This window comes from Pseudomonas sp. Ors-4-3C, from assembly GCF_055755035.1.
In genome coordinates this window covers 863,426-886,729 of record NZ_CM146900.1, presented here as the reverse complement: position 1 = coordinate 886,729, position 23,304 = coordinate 863,426, and the positions used below count along the sequence as shown (strand labels likewise).

The 23,304-nt window shown below is 58.5% G+C and carries 13 protein-coding genes and 2 pseudogenes; 7 read left to right on the top strand and 8 right to left on the bottom strand.

Translation table 11 applies throughout. From position 1 onward, the window contains the following. Positions 1 to 83: 83 nt before the first annotated feature. Entirely contained in the window at positions 84 to 518 is a 435-nt protein-coding gene (locus ACVHNU_RS04115) for a MarR family transcriptional regulator (protein WP_027613988.1), read from the bottom strand. 133 nt (positions 519 to 651) lie between these two features. Beyond that, on the bottom strand, positions 652 to 2,781 hold the full coding sequence (gene recQ / locus ACVHNU_RS04110; protein ID WP_473019068.1) for a DNA helicase RecQ: 2,130 nt from the start codon (positions 2,779 to 2,781) through the stop codon (positions 652 to 654). 395 nt (positions 2,782 to 3,176) lie between these two features. On the opposite strand from recQ, the gene ACVHNU_RS04105 reads away from it, so the two are divergent. From ACVHNU_RS04105 to ACVHNU_RS04075, 7 genes are all read left to right on the top strand, one after another. Continuing rightward, complete coding sequence (locus ACVHNU_RS04105; RefSeq protein ID WP_007962155.1) at positions 3,177 to 3,764, top strand: UPF0149 family protein; 588 nt, start codon at positions 3,177 to 3,179, stop codon at positions 3,762 to 3,764. Between the two features lie 10 nt (positions 3,765 to 3,774). Then, on the top strand, positions 3,775 to 4,170 hold the full coding sequence (locus ACVHNU_RS04100; protein WP_103483884.1) for a YbaN family protein: 396 nt from the start codon (positions 3,775 to 3,777) through the stop codon (positions 4,168 to 4,170). A 218-nt stretch (positions 4,171 to 4,388) separates the two neighbouring features. Then, complete coding sequence (locus tag ACVHNU_RS04095; RefSeq protein WP_473019067.1) at positions 4,389 to 8,387, top strand: hypothetical protein; 3,999 nt, start codon at positions 4,389 to 4,391, stop codon at positions 8,385 to 8,387. Positions 8,388 to 8,466: 79 nt separating this feature from the next. Continuing rightward, positions 8,467 to 9,423 carry an Ig-like domain-containing protein gene (locus ACVHNU_RS04090; RefSeq protein WP_473019066.1) on the top strand — a complete coding sequence of 319 codons (957 nt, stop codon included), beginning with the start codon at positions 8,467 to 8,469 and terminating at the stop codon, positions 9,421 to 9,423. A 47-nt stretch (positions 9,424 to 9,470) separates the two neighbouring features. After that, a complete protein-coding gene (locus ACVHNU_RS04085; protein ID WP_473019065.1) occupies positions 9,471 to 11,069 on the top strand; it encodes a hypothetical protein in 1,599 nt (532 codons plus the stop codon). A gap of 1 nt (position 11,070) precedes the next feature. Continuing rightward, on the top strand, positions 11,071 to 12,672 hold the full coding sequence (locus ACVHNU_RS04080; RefSeq protein ID WP_473019064.1) for a hypothetical protein: 1,602 nt from the start codon (positions 11,071 to 11,073) through the stop codon (positions 12,670 to 12,672). A gap of 166 nt (positions 12,673 to 12,838) precedes the next feature. Beyond that, a complete protein-coding gene (locus ACVHNU_RS04075) occupies positions 12,839 to 14,338 on the top strand; it encodes a hypothetical protein (RefSeq protein ID WP_473019063.1) in 1,500 nt (499 codons plus the stop codon). Positions 14,339 to 14,427: 89 nt separating this feature from the next. Here the strand turns inward: ACVHNU_RS04075 and ACVHNU_RS04070 are convergent, their stop codons facing one another. From ACVHNU_RS04070 to ACVHNU_RS04045, 6 genes and pseudogenes are all read right to left on the bottom strand, one after another. After that, entirely contained in the window at positions 14,428 to 16,539 is a 2,112-nt protein-coding gene (locus ACVHNU_RS04070) for an autotransporter outer membrane beta-barrel domain-containing protein (protein ID WP_473019062.1), read from the bottom strand. A gap of 375 nt (positions 16,540 to 16,914) precedes the next feature. Then, positions 16,915 to 18,834, bottom strand: coding sequence for a UreE family protein (locus ACVHNU_RS04065; RefSeq protein WP_473019061.1), 1,920 nt, complete (start codon positions 18,832 to 18,834; stop codon positions 16,915 to 16,917). Between the two features lie 104 nt (positions 18,835 to 18,938). Further along, positions 18,939 to 20,882 (bottom strand): hypothetical protein, encoded by a 1,944-nt coding sequence (locus tag ACVHNU_RS04060; RefSeq protein WP_473019060.1) that lies wholly within the window; start codon positions 20,880 to 20,882, stop codon positions 18,939 to 18,941. A 205-nt stretch (positions 20,883 to 21,087) separates the two neighbouring features. Next, positions 21,088 to 21,243 (bottom strand): annotated as a pseudogene (locus ACVHNU_RS04055) (DUF6124 family protein); the annotation flags it as partial. Positions 21,244 to 21,592: 349 nt separating this feature from the next. Next, complete coding sequence (locus ACVHNU_RS04050) at positions 21,593 to 21,952, bottom strand: DUF6124 family protein (protein ID WP_473019059.1); 360 nt, start codon at positions 21,950 to 21,952, stop codon at positions 21,593 to 21,595. A 140-nt stretch (positions 21,953 to 22,092) separates the two neighbouring features. Then, a pseudogene (locus ACVHNU_RS04045) lies at positions 22,093 to 22,478 on the bottom strand (DUF6124 family protein). Between the last annotated feature and the right edge of the window lie 826 nt (positions 22,479 to 23,304).

Sequence of the window (23,304 nt, the reverse complement as noted above, 5' to 3'; positions counted from 1 at the left end):
ATCCGGTACGAACACGATATTGCCCAGTAGTTCTTATAGTCTGCTCAGCGCGATCCCTCAAAAAACCCGTGCGCGGTTATGCCTCAAGATTTTTCCAGGTTGCCCAGAATGTGCCCGTGAACCCGCATGCACACCTTCAGATCCGCCTCGTCGACGCCTTCGAACAATTCGTGGCGCAGCTGCGTGGCAATGGTTTCGATTTGTTCGATCAGCGGCAGCGCCGGAGCGCAGAGAACGATTTTTTTCGCACGGCGGTCTTCCATCACCGATTGGCGTTGCACCAGGCCCTGGCTTTCCAGGCTGTCGAGCAAGCGCGCGAGGGTCGGCCCTTCGACACCGACGCTTTGCGCCAGCTCGCGTTGGGTCGGCGCGTCTTCAAAACGCGCCAGATGCAGTAGCACCAGCCAGCGTGCCTGGGACAAGCCCAGACCGGCCAGCCGGCGATCCAGTTCGGCACGCCAGCCACGGGACATCTGGGCCAGTTGCATGCCAAAGCGGTGTTGATCGGTTAACGGCATAAAACACTCATGAGTAGACTGACAAATAGAGAAAAACTAATTATTAGTCAGCTAAGCATGACATTTGGCTATAGGCAAGAGCCGACCTGTACTGAATCGTTACAACTGCCTGACGGTTGGCGCAAACGCCCTCTTACATTTCGAACTCGGATTGCAACGCAGCCCTTACGCAGTAAAGAACGCCTTCCGGAACCCGACCGGCGAACAGCTCGGCGATCTCGGCGACCGACGGCAACTCGCCCTCGCCGTCGAGGAACGCGTCCTGCACTTCGCCCATCAGTTCTTCAGGCAAGTCCAGCGCCTGATCCAGCGACAGTTGCTGTTTGCCAATGGCCTCGGCGAGCATGCTGTAGACGTTCTTTTCCGAGCACTGCAACTGCCCGGCGATCTGCATCGGGGTCATGCCGGCGCGGGCCAGGGTGATCAGTTCGTGGCGCACGTCGGCCACCACTTTCGGCGCTTCGGCCTCGCCGCCAAGCACTTCGAGGAAGGCCTCGCCGTAACGCTCCAGCTTGCGCGCACCAACGCCGCTGACCCGCGCCATGTCGGCCAGCGAGGTCGGCTGGCTGCGCAGCATTTCCAGCAGGGTCGAGTCGGGGAAGATGACGTACGGCGGCACGCCATGCTCCTCGGCGAGTTTGCGTCGCAGCGCACGCAGGGCTTCCCACTGTTCGCGCTCTTCGCCACGCACCAGTTGGCTGGCCGGGCTCTTGCTCGCGGTCTTGGCGGTGACCTGTGGCTTGAGGTCGCGGCGCAGTTCCAGCGTCACCTCGCCCTTGAGCAACGGCCGACAGGTGTCGCTCAGGCGCAAACCGCCATAGCCCTCGTGATCGACATCGGCCAGACCACGGGCCACCAGTTGCCGGAACAGCGAGCGCCATTCGCTCTCGCTCAGCGCCTTGCCGACGCCGTACACCGACAGGTGCTGATGGCCGAAGCTGCGGACCTTTTCGTTATCCTTGCCCAGCAGCACGTCGACCAGATGGCCGACGCCATAGCGCTGACCGGTGCGATAGATCGCCGACAGCGCCTGGCGCGCCGGCTCGGTGGCGTCCCAGGTCTGCACGCCGTCGACGCAGTTGTCGCAGTGGCCGCACGGTTCGGGCATGTCCTCGTCGAAGTACGCGAGCAGGGTCTGCCGCCGGCAGCGGGTCTCTTCGCAGAGCGAGAGCATGGCGTCGAGCTTGTGCTGCTCCAGACGCTTGTGGCGCTCATCGCCTTCGGAGTTCTGCAGCATCTGCTTGAGCATCACCACGTCTTGCAGACCGTAGGCCATCCACGCGTCCGCCGGCAGACCGTCACGACCGCCGCGACCGGTTTCCTGATAATAGGCTTCAAGGGATTTCGGCAGGTCGAGGTGCGCGACGAAGCGCACGTTGGGCTTGTCGATGCCCATGCCGAACGCCACGGTGGCGACCATGATCAGGCCTTCCTCGTTGAGGAAGCGCTTCTGGTGGTAGGCGCGCAGATCATTCGGCAGACCGGCGTGATACGGCAGCGCCGGGAAGCCCTGCTCGCTGAGGAACGCGGCGACTTCCTCGACTTTCTTGCGCGACAGGCAGTAGACGATGCCGGCATCGCTGCGCCGCTCGGCAAGGAACGCGAGCAACTGCTTGCGCGGCTGCTCCTTGGGCACGATGCGGTAGAAAATGTTCGGCCGGTCGAAGCTCGACAGGAAGCGCTCGGCGTTCTGCAGGTGCAGGCGCTCGACGATTTCTTCGCGGGTGCGCTTGTCAGCCGTGGCCGTCAGGGCGATGCGCGGGACATTCGGGAATAACTCCGCCAACTGCCCCAGTTGCAGGTATTCGCGACGGAAGTCGTGACCCCATTGCGACACGCAGTGCGCTTCGTCGATGGCGAACAAGGCGATCTCGAGGCTTTGCAGGAAGGCCAGCATGCGCGGCTGCACCAGACGCTCCGGCGCCAGATAAAGCATCTTCACTTCGCCACGCTTGATCCGCGCCGCGAGGTCGCGCTGCTGTTCGGCGCTCAGCGTGGAGTTCAGCGCGGCGGCGGCCACGCCCAGCTCTTCGAGGGTGGCAACCTGATCGTCCATCAACGCGATCAACGGCGAGACCACCACCGCCAGGCCTTCGCGCAGCAGCGCCGGGACCTGGAAGCACAGGGATTTGCCGCCACCGGTAGGCATCAGCACCAGCGCATCACCGCCGCTGGCCACGCGCTCAATGATTGCACCCTGACGGCCACGGAAACTGTCGTAGCCGAAGATGTCCTTGAGGACGCGTTGAGCCTGTTCGAGCATAAAAACTCCAAAAATCTACCGAAACATCCCTGCACAGGCTGGTTCAGGACAGCCAGGGCTGCTTAAACAAAACGTAAGAGCGCATTGCCAGACCACCGCAATACGAGCAGGGAGCGCAAAACGCGGCAGTATACCCGAGCCCTCCCCGGCAAGGGGTGCCGCTGATAAGACTCCGCTAGCCGCCAACACGAAAACCCTGTGGGAGCGGGCTTGCTCGCGAAGGCGGCGTGCCAGTCGATGCAAAAGTGTCTGATACGCCGTATTCGCGAGCAAGCCCGCTCCCACAGGGATATTCGTGTTGCCTGTAATTGCGGCAAATCTGCCGTGCGGCTGGCTTGAGCGCTCAAGAAGGCCTAGAATTCCCGCATTGTTTATTCCCCCAAGGTAGCCCCGTAATGTCCTTCGCTGAGCAACTAACCCGCCTGCAAGTCTTTCTCGACGCCGACGAGCTGCACGAAGAGGCGCTGGATTACGTGGCCGCCCACGGTTACCTGACCGCCCTGTCCATCTGCGCCGAAGACGTGCCGGAGCGTGAGTGGATCGACGCCCTGTTCGCCGAAGAGCCGCATTACAGCAGCGAGGCCCAGCGTGAAGAGATCGAAGCCACGCTGATCGGCCTCAAGGCGCACATCGCCCGTCAACTGGCGTCCGACGAAGAATTCGAATTGCCGTGCGATCTGGACCTGGGCGACGAGCCGGACGACTCCGAACTGCGCGGCTGGTGCATCGGTTTCATGGAAGGTGTGTTCCTGCGTGAAGCGGCCTGGTTCGAGACCGCTGAAGAAGAAGTCAGCGAAATGCTCTTGCCGATCATGGTCGGGTCGGGCCTGTTCGACGAACAGCCAGAGTTCGAAGACATTGCCAAGGACGCCAACCTGATGGACGACATGATCGTGCAGATCCCGGAAGCCCTGACCGCGCTGTACCTGCTGTGCCAGGCCCCGGACGAAAAACCGGCGATCCTCAAGCCTCGTCACCACTAAGATCCAGCCTATGGACAACCCCATAGGCAACCGCCCCCTGATGTTGCGCTACATCCTGCTGGCCATCGGCTGGCTCAGCGTGGCATTGGGGGTGATCGGGATATTCCTGCCGGTCCTGCCTACCACCCCCTTTCTTCTGCTCGCAGCAGCCTGCTTCGCGCGCAGCTCTCCACGTTTCTATCAATGGCTGGTCGAGCACCCACGGCTCGGGCCATGGATCCGCGACTACCTCGATGGCAACGGCATTCCGCTCAAAGGCAAGGTCTACGCGATCGGACTGATGTGGGCGAGCATTCTGTTCTCGTGTTACCTGGTGCCACTGCCGTGGGCGCGGGGATTCATGTTGACCAGTGCGGTGCTGGTGACCGTGTACATCCTGCGGCAGAAGACCCTGGATAAACCCTGAACACCGCCCCTCCCGCTAAGTCCACTTTCATCCCCGATACAAGGCATCAGCCTGTCTAAATCCTGGGTTGCGATTCCGGCACTCAAGTGTCCAACCACTGACCGCTCATCCGAAAAAGCCTCGTACCTGTAATTTCTGACAGTAGCCAGAGCCGTCATCTTCAGCGCTGAATAACTCCACGCCCTTTGTCCCCCGACAGTTCGCACGGAGTTCCGACCATGCTCGTTCAGCCCAAGAAAAAAATCTCTGCCCCCCATTCACTGCTGGACCCGCTGGTCCCCGGGCGCCTCCTGCCTTCCGGCCAGTGGGGGATCAACCGGGCGGCGGTATTCGCCTTTCCTGACCTCGGCATGCTTGTCTTGATCCCCGCCTGGGCCCAAAAGGCTATCGGCGACACCGTCAAGCTGCTGCTCGATGGCCGTGAGGTCGACGGGCGTCCCATCATCAATAAGAGCGAACTCGACCAGCCCACAGTCTTGTCGGTGGCCCCCCGTCATCTGCAGACCGGTTCTTATGAGCTCACCTACGAAATCAAACAGCCCAATCAAAAAGAAGAGCGTCCGGACAAGCCCCTCGACCTCTTCGTCAAACTGGAACTCCCCGGTGGCCAGGACATCAACCCGGGCCCCGGTCACTCCAACCTGTACATGTACATTCCCCCGGAAATCGTCAACGGCGGTGTGGACAAAGACGTTGCCGAAGCGGGAGTGCCGATTGTCATCAGGTCCGAGTCCGGCAGCGGCCTGCCTTACCCCGACATCGCAGTGGACGACGTCATCCGTCTCTACTGGGGTGGCACCCTTGTGGAGTCCACACCGGTGACCCAGGCGCAGATCGACGATCCGGTGGCCAACCCGATTCTGATCCGAATCACCAAAGCCATCATTGAGCGCGTCGGTGACACCGGCATCTCCGGTCTGGCGGTCACCTTCAAGGTGCGCGACAAGGTCGAAAATGAATCGGAAGACTGGTGCAAGGAAACCCGCATCGTCGTCACTGTCGGCATCGACCGGCTGGACGCGCCTATCGTTCAGGAGGCTTTCAACAATAAGCTCGACGTCGATAAACAGGGCAACAACGACATTACGGTCGAAGTCACGGCCGCCCGGTCAGGCTTCCAGCTTAATGACATCATCTACTTGACCATGTTCGGCACCACCGTGGATGGCGAAGAGGTCAAAGTCCCTGCCCCGACCCAGATCGTCGACAATATCCCGCATAACTACCATTTCAAGCTGCCCATTGCCGACGTGCGCAAACTGGTCAATACCCAGGTCACGTTCTCTTATCACCTGGTACGCAACGGCAGCAATCTTCCACTCTCCAAAGGGCAGTTTGTAGATTTCGAAGGCGTAGCCCACCGCCTGGCCGCACCGACGGTCAAGGAGGCCGTGGGAGACTTCATCGACCCTGGCAATAAGGAAATCAACATCCGTATTCCGTTTGATCCGCTCATCGAGATCGACAACGCCATCGAGCTGTTCCTGTTGGGTAAAAGCCCCGGCGGCAGCACCCACCTGCCTGATTTGGGCTATTACTTTCCGGATGAAAAGGACCTCGCGAATCCCGACGGTTTTACCATCAACGTGGCTGACGACCCCCTCGAGCCTATCAATGGCGGAAACCTGGAGGTGTGGTACCACCTGCTGAAAGACAAAGGCGCCGAGATCACCAGACAGGAATCCGTGCACGCCAGGGTGCTCAATGTAGGTGAACCGCAATTCGAGCTGAATGCACCGATGGTCAAGGGTGTGGAGAACCATTTCCTGGAGCCGGGCAAGCTGCCCGGAGGGACCACTGAAATGACCATCTACAAGCCGCTCGTGAGGCCATGGGTGAGAGACGATGAGGCCCAGTGGTTCTGGGAAGGCGACGTCTCCGGCGGGGAGACGGGTTCGATCAAGTTCAATGCTCTTAGTGAAAAACAGGACTGGCTCATCCGGCTGGATGCCGAGTTCGTGGCCAAGCACATCGAACCGAACCGCGGCAGCAAGATCACCGTCCGTTACCAGCTCTGGCGCCATGCCACAGAAGAGACCAGCCTTTCGAATCCGTTGACGTTCACCGTGGGTGAGGCACAACAGCAACTGTTGGAGCCGGCAAAAGTCGACAAAACGGTGGATAACGTACTCGACCCGAACGAAGCGAAAGACGGCGCTCTGGTTTTGATTCCCGCCAACCGCGATGAGAATGCCGGCGATCACTTCTACATGAATTGGCGCACCGAGGATGGAAGCGTCGATGAGAAGTACAACAAACCCATCAGCGGCAACAACCAGGGCAAAGTGGTGGAATTTCTGGTGCCTGCAGACATTGTGCTGGCGAGCCTGGACGAGACAGTCATCATCACCTACTACGTCGAGTTGTTCGAAGGCGGCGACGACGCCGTCGGTGAGGAATACCGGTTTCTCGTGAAAGCCTCTCCGGCCTTCAAACTGCCGGTGGTCACCTTCAAGGAGGCCACCGGCCCGCAAAAGGACCAGATCAACCCGGATGATGTTTTCCCCCTTGGTGCCACACCGGTTATTCCTGCCACAGCTGACCTGAAGACCGATGATGTCGTGTATATGACCGCGGTGGGTAAAACGGTAAGCCGAAAATCCCACACGGTGCTACCAGACGAGGCCGGAAAACAGCTCGAAAAAATCAAGATAGATCACACCTTCATCGTCGAACAGCTCGATGGCAGCGTTGCCTTGAGCTATACCGTCGAGCGCAAGGCGGGTGGCACCGATGGCCCGTCTGACCCGACCGTTTACGATGTACGCAGAGCGGTTGGCTCTGGCCAGTTGAAAGTCATGGGCGCTCGCTACAACCGCAGCACCTACAGGGCTTCCGGTGCCTGGCGGGTATTGAGTGCGTTCAATGCCAGCACCGGTCGCCCCGTGCAGGCCGAATGGAAATATCCCGAGGACAGCCAATGGACGACAGGCAGCACCTGGTATGACACTCATCCGGAGCAGCCGCTGCAAGTGCGCACTTCGGACGACGCACTGACCCTGAACCCGGCGAACATCTTCGGCAATGGTAACGACCTGACAGTTAACGGCCAGTCAGCATACGTTGCGCATCGCGATGTCGGAAATATCCTGGGATGGGGTCTTGCTGCCTACGGGGCAACGATTCCCTCGACCATCATCACCATGGACGACATTGTCGAGGTGAGTTGCACACGCAGCGCCTATGCCGCGCGACGCGCCAACAGTGCGGTCGTGGTCTGGGGGACCGCTGCAGAAGGTGGCAGCATGGGGGGTGTTTCACCGCTGGACTTCAAACAGGTGGTGGGCAACTCCGTCGCCTTCGCGGGCTTGAAGACGACAGGGCAAGTGGTGGCATGGGGCAGCGCTGCAAATGGTGGCACCGTACCGGAAGCCATCAGCATATTGAGAGACATTACCCACATTTTCTCTGCCGGACAGGCGTTTGCCGCGTTGCGTAGCACCGGCCACGTGGTGGCATGGGGGCTGGCAGCCAATGGCGGAGTCGTGCCGGGCGAATTTGACGGGATCGATGATATCAGGACAGTGCTCGGCAGCCACGGGGCTTTCGCCGCACACCGGCGTAACGGGCGGATTGTCGGTTGGGGCAACGCTACCTATGGCGGCACTGTGCCTGAGGCCATCGCAACCCTGTCCGACGTCATCGAGTTGAGTTGCGCCAACGCCCAGGCATTTGCCGTGCTACGTGCGACAGGTCAAGTCGCAGTATGGGGAACAGCCGAGTATGGCGGCGTCATCGATGATTTGATCAAAGGGCTAACGGATATTGTTGCAGTCTGCTCCACCTGGCGCGCTTTCGCCGCCCTGCGCGGCAACGGACACGTCGTGGCATGGGGCAGGCCATTAGAAGGTGGCTCCGTGCCGACCGACATCGCCACTCTGGATGACATTGTCCAGATATGTGGGTCTTCGCAGGCTTTCGCAGCACTGCGCAAGAACGGCACGGTGGTCGCGTGGGGCGATAAAACGGTCGGCGGCGATACAACGCCTGTCGTCGATCAACTGACCAATGTGGTGGCCCTTTACAGCAACACCACCGGTTTCACCGCCCTCACCTCCGACGGCCGTGTTGTGACCTGGGGCGTAGCGGGTGGCGGCGGCGACAGCAGCGCTGTGCAAGACCAACTGAGGGGCAAGGTCTCGTACCTGGCCACCCCGGCATCACGAGGGATGGCATTGAAAGCCAGTCAGCGGGCATTGCTCGACACCCCACGGTAACCCCGTTCTCAGCGTTTTTTCCACCCACGATGCCGGCGCTCCCACGGGAGCACCGGCATCCAGATCCATAGGTGAAACCATGTCTGACAAAGCGCCCTTACACAAAGCTCCCTCAGTGGACGAAGCTCCAGGCGGGGTACTGGATCCTGCACTTATTCCTGCCACAGGCGCCACGGTGCGCATCACACCCTACGACGATATGGCGCACCTTGACCGGGTCTTCCTGTTTGTCGGCGATCACTACACCGACTTTATCCCCATCAGCCAAAGCGCAGTGGGCAATGATGTGGAGTTCTCTGTTCCAGCCAAAGAATTCATTGCCAACAGCGACAACATCTTGCCCATTCGCTACGAGTTGCAGCGCGCGGCGGGCACGAATAAAAACAAGAACAAGAAGAGCAAGAGGCAGGTGGCGCAAGCCGCACGGGAGGAATCACTGATCCTGGAGCTGCTGCTCAAGGCGCCTTTCGAAAGCGCAGCAACCCTGGACCTGAGCGCTGAAAACTACGTGGCCTCGGTCCTCAAGCCGCCCAAGGAAACGCCTGCTTTTATACGCATGACCCGAGAAGCCAACTGGGGCACGGCACCCTACGTGTACAGCTGCGATGATGTAGCCATTGCGACCGTGCATCCAGCGTCCGGCGAGGTCACGGCGGTGCGCAATGGAACGTGCAGGATCACGGCGACCGATACCCAGGGCCAGAGCCAGCGTTACCCGCTGACGATCAAGGGCATTCTGGAGCTGCACTTCCTCACTGAAAGCGCTCACTGGGAGGGCATGAAGGTCCTGTGCATGGCAGCCAGAGTGCAGCCGGTCACACTTGCCCAGATCAAACGCCTTTGGTCACTGTATTACCCCAGCAGTGGTCAGGTGGCCGTATACCTTGGCTGGCTGGATTACCCGGTCTGGACCGGAGACGAACTGGGTGCGGGGACGGCCTGGGCTTATGACCTGAACGGTACAGACGTCAATAAAAATGCCGTCGGTCATGACACCAACACATTTCATCAGGCCGTCGGTATCAAACGCGCCTGAAGTCAGCCCGCAGGGACGACGATGATCTGATCATCAAGGACAGCACCATGCCATTGAACAAAGCGCTGCTGATTGCCCTTTGGCTATTCGGCACCCTCGCCTTCGCCGCCACCGGCCCGGAGGTGGCCAAGCTGCTCAACACGCGCTATCAGAACACCACGGCCGAATGCGTGGGCGAGCATCCCGCGTACTTTTGCAGTGGTGTATTGGTGCGCGGCAGCGCCGAGGCGGGCGAGTTCTGGACGCACAACGCAACCGCTACCCAGCTCGGCGCCGAAAGTTTCAGTTACCTGCGTGCCGACCTCGGCACCCGGGAGCTGGGACAGAAAAACGGCGTAGTGTTCAGCGACACCTTCTCTGCCATCGGCCAGAGCAAAGCGCTCGAGGTGTTGTGCGTCTATCCGTTTGCGTTTGCCATGACGGCCACCCGCCCCGACTTCGGTTGTGGCGCAATGGCGTTCGCCCACGCCGAAGCGGATCCCTCTTCGTGCGCCGCCCAAGGCGTCAGCGATGCGCAGGGCTGGATCGCGCACTTCCAGCAACAAAACCTGCAACCTGACAAGCAATGCTCGCTCAGCAGTCAGGTGCCGGTGCTGTTCAAGGCCAGCCTGGTCGCCCACCAAGGCCTCGGTGCCACCTGGGCTGTGAAACCCAACCTGGTGCAGATCAAAAACTGGGACGCCACTGCCCCCAAACGGATCCCGATACAAGCGCTGTTTTACGACACCTCGCAAACCGGCGCATTGCTCGGCGCACAGAGGGATCAGCGTGATTACTTCACTGCCACCGGGGACTGGTTGCCGGTCCTGCGCATGGATCTGCGCCAGCCACCCGGCGCGGTGTTCGGCTTCAACCTGCAGGACCAGTTGTACAACGGCTATGAGGTCGCCGCCCGAATGAATGCGCGATACCAGGACGTAGCTGCGTCGTGCGCCAACGAAAAACCCGCCTATTACTGCAACGGCGTTCTGATTCGCGGGGCGGATGCCTCAGCAGGTTTTCATGCGTGGAACCCCAGCCCGAATTCGATTACCCGTAACGGCGTTTCGTTTTCATACGTCCGGGAGGATGTGGGCACTCTCAAGCTGGCGGGCAATCAGGGTTACACGTTCAAGGAGTCCTACGCCCCCACCGGGCATCCCGCGACCTTGCGCTGCTCCTACCCCGCCAATGCGGCTACCAACGGAATTCCCGACAGTTGCCGCGCCAGTTGCGAGTCGCAAAACATCACCACCGTGGAGACATGGCGAGCAAAACACGCCGCCAGTCCGGGTGGCAGTTGCGCCTTCAGCAGCACGCCCGCCGCGTTCCAGCTCAGCATCGCCGTGCGAACAGTGATGACCGCTGCGGCCAGACAAAACTGGAATGAAATCATCATTGCCGCCTGGCCACAGAATATTCCCGAGCAAATCCCCCTCGAATCGCTCTTCTACCTGTCAGGTAACAACACGGCCCTGAACAATGCGAAGTTCATTCAGCGCGATTACTTTCAGCAGACCGCCCGTTACCTGCCGATCGTGCGGATGAATCTGGGTGCCACCGATCACCGTCCATTCATTTACGAAACAGCCGATCAAACCTTTCAGGGCACCTCGACTCAGACCCTGATCAACGGCATTACTCCACGAGCACCCGGGGAGTACTGACATGCGAGTCTGCACGATACGCGTGCTTGGCCTGTTACTGATCCTGTCTGCATGCACCGTTGATCTCCACGCCGCCACCGGCCCGGAAGTGGCCAAGCTGCTCAACACGCGCTATCAGAACACCACGGCCGAATGCGTGGGCGAGCATCCTGCGTACTTTTGCAGTGGCGTATTGGTGCGCGGCAGCGCCGAGGTGGGCGAGTTCTGGAAGCACGACGCAACCGCTACCCAGCTCGGCGCGGAAAGTTTCAGTTACCTGCGCGCCGACCTCGGCACCCGGGAGCTGGGACAGAAAAACGGCGTAGTGTTCAGCGACACCTTCTCTGCCATCGGCCAGAGCAAAGCGCTCGAGGTGTTGTGCGTCTATCCGTTTGCGTTTGCCATGACGGACACCCGCCCCGACTTCGGTTGTGGCGCAATGGCGTTCGCCCACGCCGAAGCGGATCCCTCTTCGTGCGCCGCCCAAGGCGTCAGCGATGCGCAGGGCTGGATCGCGCACTTCCAGCAACAAAACCTGCAACCTGACAAGCAATGCTCGCTCAGCAGTCAGGTGCCAGTGCTGTTCAAGGCCAGCCTCATCGCCCATCAGGGCTTCGATGCCACCTGGGTCGCCAAACCCAACCTGGTGCAGATCAAAAACTGGGACGCCACTGCCCCCAAACGGATCCCGATACAAGCGCTGTTTTACGACACCTCGCAAACCGGCGCATTGCTCGGCGCACAGAGGGATCAGCGTGATTACTTCACTGCCACCGGGGACTGGCTGCCGGTCCTGCGCATGGATCTGCGCCAGCCACCCGGCGCGGTATTCGGCTTCAACCTGCAGGACCAGTTGTACAACGGCTATGAGGTCGCTTCGCGGTTGAACGCGCGGTATGAGAACACCGCAGCGACCTGTCAGGGGGGTAAAACCGCGTACTTCTGCGACGGTGTCCTGCTGCGTGCCACCCAGGCGTCCAAGGCTTTTCACATGTGGAATCCCAGCCCGACATCAGTAGGCAATGGCGGTGTTTCCTTCACCTATTTACGCAAGGATGCAGGGCTGACCAAACCGGTGTACGCGCAAGGTTTTCTCGTTCGCGAAAGCTTTGCCCCGGCGGCATATCCCCTGAACGTGATGTGTGCCTACCCCTTCGATGGCGCCACCAGCCGCCCTCAGGACACCTGCCGTACCCGCGGTGACATGTGTCACGAGCTGGGTGTCACCAGTGTCGAGGCCTGGGTGACTCGCTACGCCAAGTCACCCCGCAACAGTTGTGCGTTCAACAACGACCCGGCGCAATTCCAGCTCAACATCGACGTTCGCCCCAGCGTGCCCAACGGCGATGGCTGGAACGAGGTGATGATTCAGACCTGGCCGCAGGACATCCCCCTGCAAATCCCCCTTGAAGCGTTTTATTACAGCCTGAAAGCGCACTACACCAGCAATGGTCTGCCCCAGGCTCAGTTCGCCCAACGCGATTACTTCGAGATCACCGGGCGCTTTCTGCCCATTGTCCTGATTGACCTCGAAGCGCCAGCGGGCCAGGTCTTCCGATACGACCCCGCCGATCAGAACGCCGCCGGTGCTCCGGCAAGTGTCCTGATCACGCCTGATCTCTGATCACCGAAGGCGTCAAGCCATGGCTTTGCCTTTGCAGCGCATGACCGCTCATCGAAAACCCGCGCCTACCTGTTAGTTCTGACAGTAGCCAGGGTTCGCCACATCGGGCCCAATCAAGTAACGCCTCCCTGGCAGAACCGCATAACCTTCGATGAGGTTTTTCGTCATGACGCACTTTCACTCATTCCTGTTTCCACCCTTGCAGACCGACACGCCTTTACTGCAACTGCGCCCCTTGCGGATTTCGGACCTCGTAGCACCGATCGTCGATGGGCACGGCGGTATCAACTTCAAGAACTATTACCGCTATCCCGACGGTTTGTTCTGTGCCGTCGACGCGTACGCCGCGCCCATGCGCGAAGGCGACAAGCTGGATATCTATTGGGGCAAGGACAACAAGATCTTTACCCGGGTGTTGGATGATGAAGATGAGATCAACAAGCCGGTGTTTTTTTTCCTGCCGGTGACAAACATCCTTCCCGGCTGGGCTGACGAGGTCTACTACATCCTGACCCGCGCGGACAACAACCCCCCAGAGGATCCCTCCACGCCCTTGCGAATACTGGTGAAACTGGATCTACCCGGCGGCAACGACGTAGACCCCCATAAGCCCGGACACTCAAATCTACACATCGTGCAACTGCCGCGCGACGTCATCGTTAACGGCGTGGATGCCGATTGGGCAGCCAGGGGGGTGCCAATGGTCATTCCACCCTACCCGAACATCGCCGTGCGCGACGTTATCCTAGTGAAATGGGGCAAGGCCTCCCTCGATCCTCATATCGTCAGCGCCGACGAGGCCGCCGGCACAACGCCTATCGTGATCACAATCCACAAGGACAAAATTGTCGCCGGTGGTGACGGCAACAGAGTGGAGATTATTTACGATATCCATGACGAGGTGTTGAACTTCTCCGAGAAACCCTCCCAGAGCACTACCGTCAACGTCATGTCCGGAGAGCGACTGCTGGATGAACCGATTATCCAGGACTCAAAAAACGGCACCCTCTATCTCGGCGAGCTGGAAGATCGCGATGCCAGCGTGGAGGTTCACGCCTCCGGCAGCCCTTTCAAGCTGGGTGACACCATCACCATGAACTGGGAAGGCACAACACGAACCGGCGAAACGTTGCCCAACCAACAATCCAGGATCCTGGAAAATCTGCCCAGCATTCTCAAGTTTCAGATTCCGAATGCGCAGGTCCGGGCGCTTGAAATGGGATCCGCCAAGGCATCGTATGTGCTCTACGATAAAGAAAATGGCACTGGGCTCCGCTCCAGGCACGCACTCGCCCAGGTGGTTCCCGGGGTGCCCAGGGTGCCCGCGCCGGTCCTCAAGGAGGCCTCGAACGGTAAGGTGAACGCCGATATCACGTCGGCCACCGTGGACATTCAGTACCCGGGCATGGCCGCGGGCGAAACCGTCAACATGGCCTGGCTGGGCACCAAGGCCAATGGCAATCCCTACTTGTATGAGGCACAGCACATCGTCAGCCCGGATGACGTGAAAAACCTCCTCGTGACCTTGCACGTGCCGGGTAAACATCTGCGAGTGCTGGAGAACGGCACACTGAATCTGTTCTACCGGGTGTCCGGCGACGAGTCGAAATGGCGGGGCCTGAATGAGTCCGGGCATCAGCAGATCAAAGTGTTGCGATTCACCTGAGTCACCGGCCAAAGGCCTGCAAAAAAAAACGCCTCGCGAATACGAGGCGTTTTTTATCGGGGGTTGCACCCGGTCAGGATCAGGACGTTTTACCAGGCCCAGCGCAGCCCGACATTCACTCCATACGGCTGCTCGATGTTCTTGCCATTGCTGTAATCGAAATCGGCATGCACCTGCAGGTCCTTGGTCACAGCCAGGGCCATACCTGCACCCAGCACACCACGGGTGCCAGACAGGTCGTTGTTGAACTGATTGTTGTCGTTGACCGTCACGCGGTTGTTGTTGATGAACTCGTGCTGCACTGCCGCACGCACATAAGGCTGGGCGACCATGCCATTGTCCATGTTGAAGGTGCGACCCACCGTGGTACCGGCTTCGCCAAGCACCGAGCGGCTGCGATCGCCGTCGGCCTGCATGCCGTTGTCCAGATCAAAGTTGTCACCCTGTACCACAGCGGTCGACAGTTTGCCGTACGGTTCGACGAAGTAACCGCCGCCCAGTTTGATCTGACGCCCGAACTCCGCCGAAGCGCTCACCCCGGAGTTATCGTAACTGCCCTTGGCACGGGTGCCGTCGCTCAAGCCGACTTTGGTGTCATTCCGGAAGCGGTTGAACTTGAGCTGAGCGTCGAAGTAGTAGCCGCTCTGCGCGTCGATCCAGGTCACATAGGGCCCCAGATAGTAGCTGTCGACCGTACCCGACGTTCCCTGCGCAACGTCAAGGTCGGTATGGCTGTAGCCACCCATGATCCCCCCGACCCACGCGCTGTCACCCAGATGCGTGTCCACACCGACGGACACCCCCTGTTGAGTCTGCTGATAACCCACGCCGGAAGCGGCATTGATGTTGTATTTGTTGCCGTAGGTGCGCATCCACAAGCCGGTATCGCCACCATTGAAACGCAGCTCGCCCATGCGGCTGCGCAACGTTGCCGCCTCGGCATACAACAGCGTCACCGGGGCGTTGAACAGCGCCAGTACCGATTTGGCGCCGGGGCTGATGGTCTTGGTGGTCGGGTCGAGAAACCATTCCGTACCGCCCGTCCCTGCGGCTCGCTGATCCAGATCATACGACCAGGCACCGAGATCGACACGCCCGCCTCTCAGGGCAAATTGCGCATCACCGGCGGCGGTGTGCACCAGAGTCAACTGTTGGGGGTTCACCGCGTCCAGACCGGACGCAGCCACCAGCAACCCGAACTGCCCACTGGCCACGCCCGTGACATTGAGCAAGTCGTGCTGACCCGTGGCGAAATTGCCTTTCATTTCGATCGTACTGGAACCGTCCGGCGAACCGGCCAGCGTACCGATGTTCAACTGGTAGAACGTGTTGGGCACATCCTGCGCACCAAAACGAACTGTCCCGCCATTCATGGCGAGTGTTCCTACAGTGTCGTTGCCGGCCAGGGTCCAGACCGAACCACTGTTGATGGTTACGCCGCTGGCGTTGTCGAGGCGGCCGGTCAGTTGCGAGTGGTTCTGCAGGGTGACGTTGGCGGTCGATCCACTGTCCACCAGCACGTCACCTTTCATGTTGCCCTGATCGAAGGTGAGATTGGCGGTACTGTTGCCGGCAACACTGACATTGCCCTCCAATGTGCTGTCCGCCACGTTCATCGTCGCACTCGATGCACCCTGTACATCAAGCAACACGCCGTTGCCGGCCAGCAGACGAGTCGCGTTCAGAACCTCTATCTGTGCGTTGACACCCGAAGTAGCCTGAATCGCTGCCCCGGTCTGCCCTTGAACCAGCACATTGTCCAGCGACACATTGGCGCCAGTGCCGACACCTGCGGTATCCGCGCGCAACCGAATTCCGTTCGTGCCCCCCGTCATGCTCCCCCCCACCGCACGGACTTGTGCGCCGAAGGAATTGAGACCCACGCCGCTTGCCCCGGCGGCGGTCAGGTGGGTATCGGTCAGTTGAATGTCACTGCCGCCACTGGTTTCGATCCCGGCCGTCTGGCCAGTGATCTGACTGCCGCTGATCACAACGGTTGAACCGGTGGTGGTGCCACCGTTGCGGCCGATAAACATGCCCATGCGCGAGCCCGTGACGGTAGCATCGGACACATTGGCGCCGGCGTTGGTGACGGCAATTCCCGCGCTGCCCCCCATGCCAGCATAGGTCCCGCCCAAGGCATTGAATTGCGCTCCCGTGTTGATCGATAACGCAAAAGTACTTGCACCGGTGGCGTTCAATACGCCTCCATCATGGACAGCGTAACTATCCTGTGCAGTGTTCTGATCGATATTCAGCGTTTGCCCTGCACCAATCGACGTCAAGGCAAAAACAAGAGGACTGGTAGAGAAAAACGGCACCAGGGACAACCATGCCAGATGTTTTCTCGACCCTGTTGATGAAAATAGATGTGCACAATAACCCATGTAACCTCCTTACAACTTTTCGCGGAAAATGCTTCCGTTGAAAACCAGAAAACCGGGGGGCAATGTACAAGGAGACAACCATTTCCTCTGTAGGAATAGTCCTCAATTTGATGGGAATTAATACCCCGCATGCGTAAAAACAGAAAGGCGGAAAGCGCAATGCACGCCTCCGCCTTTCAAAACGCGGATTTAATCGTCTAACTCGTCGCAATATTTCTCGTCGAAATCAGCGACCACGACCCTGACTTCCTGTTCATTGGAGGAGTGAGTTTCCTCATCAATCTCCGCTGTGTAGACGATTTTTCCGTATCCGTCCTTGATCGGCCGCAGCGCCTCAGTGAATGGCAAGTACACATCAAAGCCATCCACATGCTCATTGCCCTGCAATACTTTCTCGATCAGGTAGTCGTCAATAGGAGGTTCGCTCGGGCTCAGCTTTCTGCGCGACCAGGTAAAGAGCAACTTCATACCTTGCTCAAGCGAACCGCCGGCAGGACGAACTCGGATAATTCCAGCCAACCCAATGAACGGAATATCTCGAAGCGAAGTGCAATTCAGATACGTGATTTTCCCCGGATTGACATAAAGATTCTGAATGACCGGATCAGGCAAGGTCACCGGATAGATATAGACTTTAACTTCGGTAGGCGGGGATGGGTTTTCATTTTCACCGTTGGCCGGGTTGGTAATCACATAACGTGCTTTTTTCTTCCCGTTTTTGGTTTTCTCAAATACCTCTGATGGCAGTGTTAAGGGAACTTTGAAGTCAGGGGGTTCCGTTCCCTCCACTTCATACACACCCTCTGGCGCCGCAACTTTTTCGCCTTGCCACACCAGGGTGATAAGGTCGCCTGGCTTGACACCCGCCGGGAGATCCAGATCTATGGCGATATCATTGCCTTTGTCAGCTTCCACCAACTCGTTATCTTTGGTTGAGCCCTTGACGACCAGTTCGTCCAGATTAGGATTACCCACTTCCGGATCGGGTTCAGGATTGACGGGGCCGGCGATAGTCAAATCGATCGAGACTGTCGCCCCTGTTGCTTCCGGAAATTCCTTGCCATTTCGATCGATGACGTAAGTCACCCGTGCATCCCGAGGCCCGTCGCCACCGGCCGCCACATCTGCATAAGGAACATCGACGATCACTTCACTGGTGCCGTCGGTCGGTACGCCGGGTTGCTCTTTTCCATCGAACGTGACCACGGCCTTGTCATTTGGCGAGCCATTGGAAAATGTTGGAATAACCACTGCCAGAGAAGGAAAGGAGTCCTTCCGGTCGATCACACCATCATCGTTCGCCGGTGCCTCTGGTGGTTTCAAGTCGGTGGGGGTTGGTGTCAGTTGCACATCAAATGTAAACGGGTCTCCCGCCGGCCCGATATTCCCCACTCGATCGTTATACCTGCAATAAAAATCACGCTTCCCTTCACCCACACCCTTAATTGTAGCGGTAGGAATTTTTATCACGATAGGAACAGTCAAATCATCGCCCATCATGAAGGGCTGCGTAGGAACACCTGCATAATAACCAGCGTAACTATCACCCGTCGCGGCATCATTGGGCGTATCAATACTCATGGTTACTTCAATGTTTTTGTCCAGATATTCACGCGTCAACACTCCACCAATCACTTCGGCAGGCGGCACCGGAGCCTCCCCCGGGTTATTATGATTAGGCGGCGTATTGTCGATATAAAACCGCGACACTTCAGATGAAGTATCAACACCACCGTAATTAATTACGTACGTCAAGTCAAACAGGCCAGGAGTGCCGGTGTAAAGCCCTGACAATTCCAATATAAAATCATCACTCGATGCAGGTACTTCCGTCCAATCCTCTGAAACGAGCTGCGCTCCTTTAAACAAGGCGATCCATAATTCCCCTGGCCCAGAACCTTCAGGCCTTTCCACATCGAGGACTTGTACATCGCAATTTTTCCCCTGACGATCTGATTGCAACTTCTTGATGTTTTGATCGCCTGGAAGTGCCGGTAATAAGTCTACAACCTCCGGCGCTATGCCCGCCCGAGTCTTCAGCGACTGACGCAACACATACAGTTTTCTACGGGCAGCCTCTGCCTTGGATAACACTTTCAAATTATTCATTATCTGCTCTCCTGATCAAATGGATGCGCCAGGCCATCTGTTCCCACTACGAACTTCCAGACAGATACCGGGCATGTACTGCACTTTCACGTAGCGAAAACCCGTCAGTTTTCTTTACATAAATCATTGGTGGGTGAACATATTTCACCGCTGGGCATGGTGCGATTGATGATCACGTAATCATCATCCGAATTACCTCGGCCGCCATTGCGTTTTTTCAACCGGTAATAAACCAATGCGGAACCCTCATTGACCATGGGCGCAATCAGGGTGTCGTAGTCGTCAACGACAAAGTCGATATCCTCACCCGGCTGCAGCGTCGTCAGCTCCCTGGTTATTTCTGCGTAAGTACCGTCGATCGGCTCGGTGCCGTTGAGCCCGGCACAGCCTTGCCAGACCAACGTGATGATGTCGCCGTTTTCGATGCGGGCATCAGCCGGGATTCTGACTCTGACGCCTTCCCAGAGCCTGGGTCTGGAACAACAATGAAGCGCCCCCTCTATTCCAGCATCCGGAAACAGCGGCTCTTTCAATCCTGTTATCAGAACGATGGCCACCCTGACCGGAGTCGGCAGCGACCGCTGCTGATTCACGCCATTGCTGGTGGTGTAATAAACCGGGAGTGCCGGGTTCTGCTTGTCGGTGTCGATGACGCTCCAGGGCACTGAAAGCTTGACTGTTTTGCCAGCAACATCTGAAGCCTCGACCTCATAACGGGCGACGAACCCGGGGTAACTTCCCCAGTACAGCTCAATGACCTGCCCCGCCTGTGGCGCGTCGTACAGCTTCAGACTCACCGTGGCCGGATACCCGTAGTCGGCGGTGAGCAAGGTATTGAGGGTGGCGGTTTTTTCGCCGTAAACCTCAACCTGTGCAAGGTTTGCGTTGATCAACGCCGGTGCGTTGGCATGATCCTGCCCCGCCAGCGTCAGGTTGACGGGAACGGCCGTCGGCGGAGAAGGAGGTCCATAGCTCGAACCCTGGCGAATCCGGTAATAGACATCGGCCTGCCGTGGCCCGTCGCCCTTGTCATGCAGGTTCTTCCATGGCACTGGAGCAATCGCTGGAAAGTCCGACGGATCAATTGGAATTTCATCGACGAGGATGTCATCCCAGAAAATGGCGGCCCAGTGGCTGGCGTCTGCATAGTCGTACTCAGGGACTTCAACAACGACACCTTCACGAGCCTGTTGCCGATCAATCAGCCCTCGGTCAGACAACGGCACCTTGGGCGGCTGCAGCGCACCCGGCGCGGGCGAAAGGTCAACCTCGATCCACGAGAGAATGGAGCGGGGCCCTTCGTTACCGGCCCGGTCCCTCAAAAAGTAATAGAGGGCGCGTCGACCTGCCGCCCCGGCACGAATCTCGTCGGCGTACACGGTGATACGCAACTGTCTGGCGGCGATATCTTCCGCGCTGAATTCTTGCTCGCGTATCGCAATCTCTGAGTCAGGCGGATTCGGGTTAGCGGTCCAGTAATACCTCGCGCGATCCCCGGCCTTTACATCGTCATAGAAAGGTGCCAGAACACTGACCTCACCCTCGCGGATAAGATAGGTTTCGTTGATGACGCCGCCCAGCGCGGCCGGGAATTCCACCGGGCCCGGTGAGCGGCCGTAATTGGGTTTGGTTTTATCGATGGTCAGGGTTTTGCGGTCACCTTCAACCGGATTGCTGCCGTACCTGGAAATCCGGATCGCCACCTCGAAAGCACCTTCATTTTGGAGCAGATAACTCGGTACTTTCAGGGTTTGCGGAAAGTCGATGGGGTCTTCGGTCGGATACCACTTAAAAGCGACCATTCGAAAAGTCGCATTCTTTTCCATGAAGCCCAGCTCGACCAGATCTTCTTCGCCCGGCGAAGGAAAACCCTGTTCAAAATCCATGAACTCGACGCTCAGATCCTCATTCAGCGCCGACAATGGCAACAACCCCCAGGGGTCATCGGGATCAAGCACGGCAGGCACTGTCGGCGCATCGATCTGCATCGCCTCCACAGGTGCATCCTCGATGTGTGACCGTTCGCCAGGTTCTTTGGGCTTCGCCATTTCCGGCCTTCCTTTTCGACAGTGACGGGCAGCGCGGTTTGAGCTGCTTGAGTGATGGCTTCATTTAATGCCCGGCAAGAAGCCCTGCCTACTGTCAGAAATTACAGGTATGGCTACCGTCCATCGGAAACCACCGAGGTGCGCAGCGCAAAATTCGGTGCAGATAATGACCTCTTCGCGAGCAGTCTCGATCCCAACCTGGATAGGGATTCGGCGGCGTTGCCATGATGTGCGCGGGCGCGAGGTAGTGGTCGAGGATGCGTTCCGCGGCTTCGTGGAGTTTTCTGGAGTTGAGTGATTCGTAGGGTGATACCGGATCTGTGGCCGGCAGATTGGGTTTGGTGTCAGGCCTCGATCTCACCGTGTCCACCTTCAACGAATGATCATTGAGCCTGCCGCTGATCTGTCGTGTGCCGGGGGTGAAGTCAATGTTCACCTTGTGGTCGTTACCACTCGTCGCAAATACGCCCCCACCTGTAATTTCTGACAGTAGCCAACCCGCCTCACCTGAGCCTTAAATCCCTGTGCCGCCCCTTTTCCAACCGGAGTTGCCAGCATGCTCATTCAACCGTCCAGAGAAATTCCCAAGGACCTGCGTGAACCGGAAATCCCCGGCCGCACGGAACCGCAACTGCCCTCCGGCAGCAGTGACCAACGCAGATCCACTGTGGGAGCGGGCTTGCTCGCGAAGAGGCCAGATCTGCCAGCGCCTATTCCTTAGACCCAACATTATCCAGCGCCTGATTCACCGCCAACTCCCCCAGCATTACTACTTGGGCAATGCCCAGCGCGGTATTGCGGCTCGGCCCTTCCAGTGTCCCGGCAAAGTCACCGAGCATGACCGTGGCCGAGGCCAGGGATTCGCAGGCGTTGGCCAGCAGGGATTCGGTGTCGGTTTGCGGGTTGACCATGAACATGCTGCTGGGGGTGTAAGGCGTTGCCATGATGTGCGCGGGCGCGAGGTAGTGGTCGAGGGCGCGTTCGGCGGCTTCGTGGAGTTTTCTGGAGTTGAGGGATTCGTAGGGTGACACCGGGTCTGTGGCCGGCGGATTGGGTGGGGTTTCGGACATCAGCTGGAACTCCGATCGAGGCACTTTGAATGAATGACGACCTGTAGGAGCTGCCGAAGACTGCGATCTTTTGATCTTGATCTTGAAAAACAAAATCAAAAGATCGCAGCCTTCGGCAGCTCCTACAAAGGGCCGCGTGATTAGTTCGGCACGCGGCGGCCGTCCAGCACTCGGTTGACCATCAGTTCACTGAGCATGATCACCTGATGCAGCATCAGCATCGCCCGGCGCTGTGGGTTGTCGACGACGTCGCCGATGTCGCGGGCCATGCCGCGGGCCATGTCGCTGGGGGCGGCTAATGATTCGCAGGCTTCGACGAGCAAGGTTTCTTCGTCCACGGTGGGGTCGATGAGGAAGATTCTGCTTGATTTGCCTGACGGTACTGAGGGGATGGAGATCTTCAGTGCGCCGGGGTTGAGGTAGAAGTTGATGGCGCGGTCGGTTGCCGCTTTTATCTTCTGCGGGTCGAGGGCCGGGTCGTATGGGATTGGATCGACGTCCGGGGGTTGGGTGTGGCTTTGAACATGGATGAAACTCCGTATCGAGAAATAGGAGCCATCACCCTCGCTACCAAACGATGGGTGGCGGCCATGCGCGGGTTGGTAGACCGGTCGATACGGAACCCGGCGCTCACGAGTGAGCCCCACGCATGTCCACCATATAAAGCTGAGCCGCAAAAGAGAGGCTGCATAAGGTGATGCCATACGACCGTACCGAAATGGGCTACCAAACCCGATCACTGATTTGCAGTGACAGGGAAACGATAAAGCCCGGCCCATAGCCGTGTAAGCCGGCGGATTCTGGCGTACGCGTAGGTAACGGCGCAAGGCGTTGTAGCCGTTATGGCGTAACGGTTCGTGTACTTTAAACGTGGTTGCGAGGGTGCGTTTATGTGCGGAGTCTGCTCTGTTGTTTTGATGTTGTCTGGCTGGTCGCATTCGCGAGCAAGCCCGCTCCCACAGTTGGAATGAGTGCATTCAGTTGGGGATTGGTCGGCTCGTAGGCCGCCATCGCTGGCAAGCCAGCTCCCACAATTTGACCGAGTGCATTCAGTTGGGAATTGGTCGACTGGTAGGCCGTCATCGCCAGCAGGCTGGCTCCCACAATTGGATTGGGTGCATTCAGTTAGATATTGATCGGCCGTCAGGCCGCCATTGCTGGCAAGCCAGCTCCCACAATTTGACCGGGAGTATTCAGTCAGGGATTGGTCGGCTCATAGGCCGCCATCGCCAGCAGGCTGGCTCCCACAATTGGATTGGGTGCATTCAGTTGGATATTGATCGGCCGTCAGACCGCCATCGCTGGCAAGCCAGCTCCCACAATTTGACCGAGAGCATTCAGTCAGGGATTGG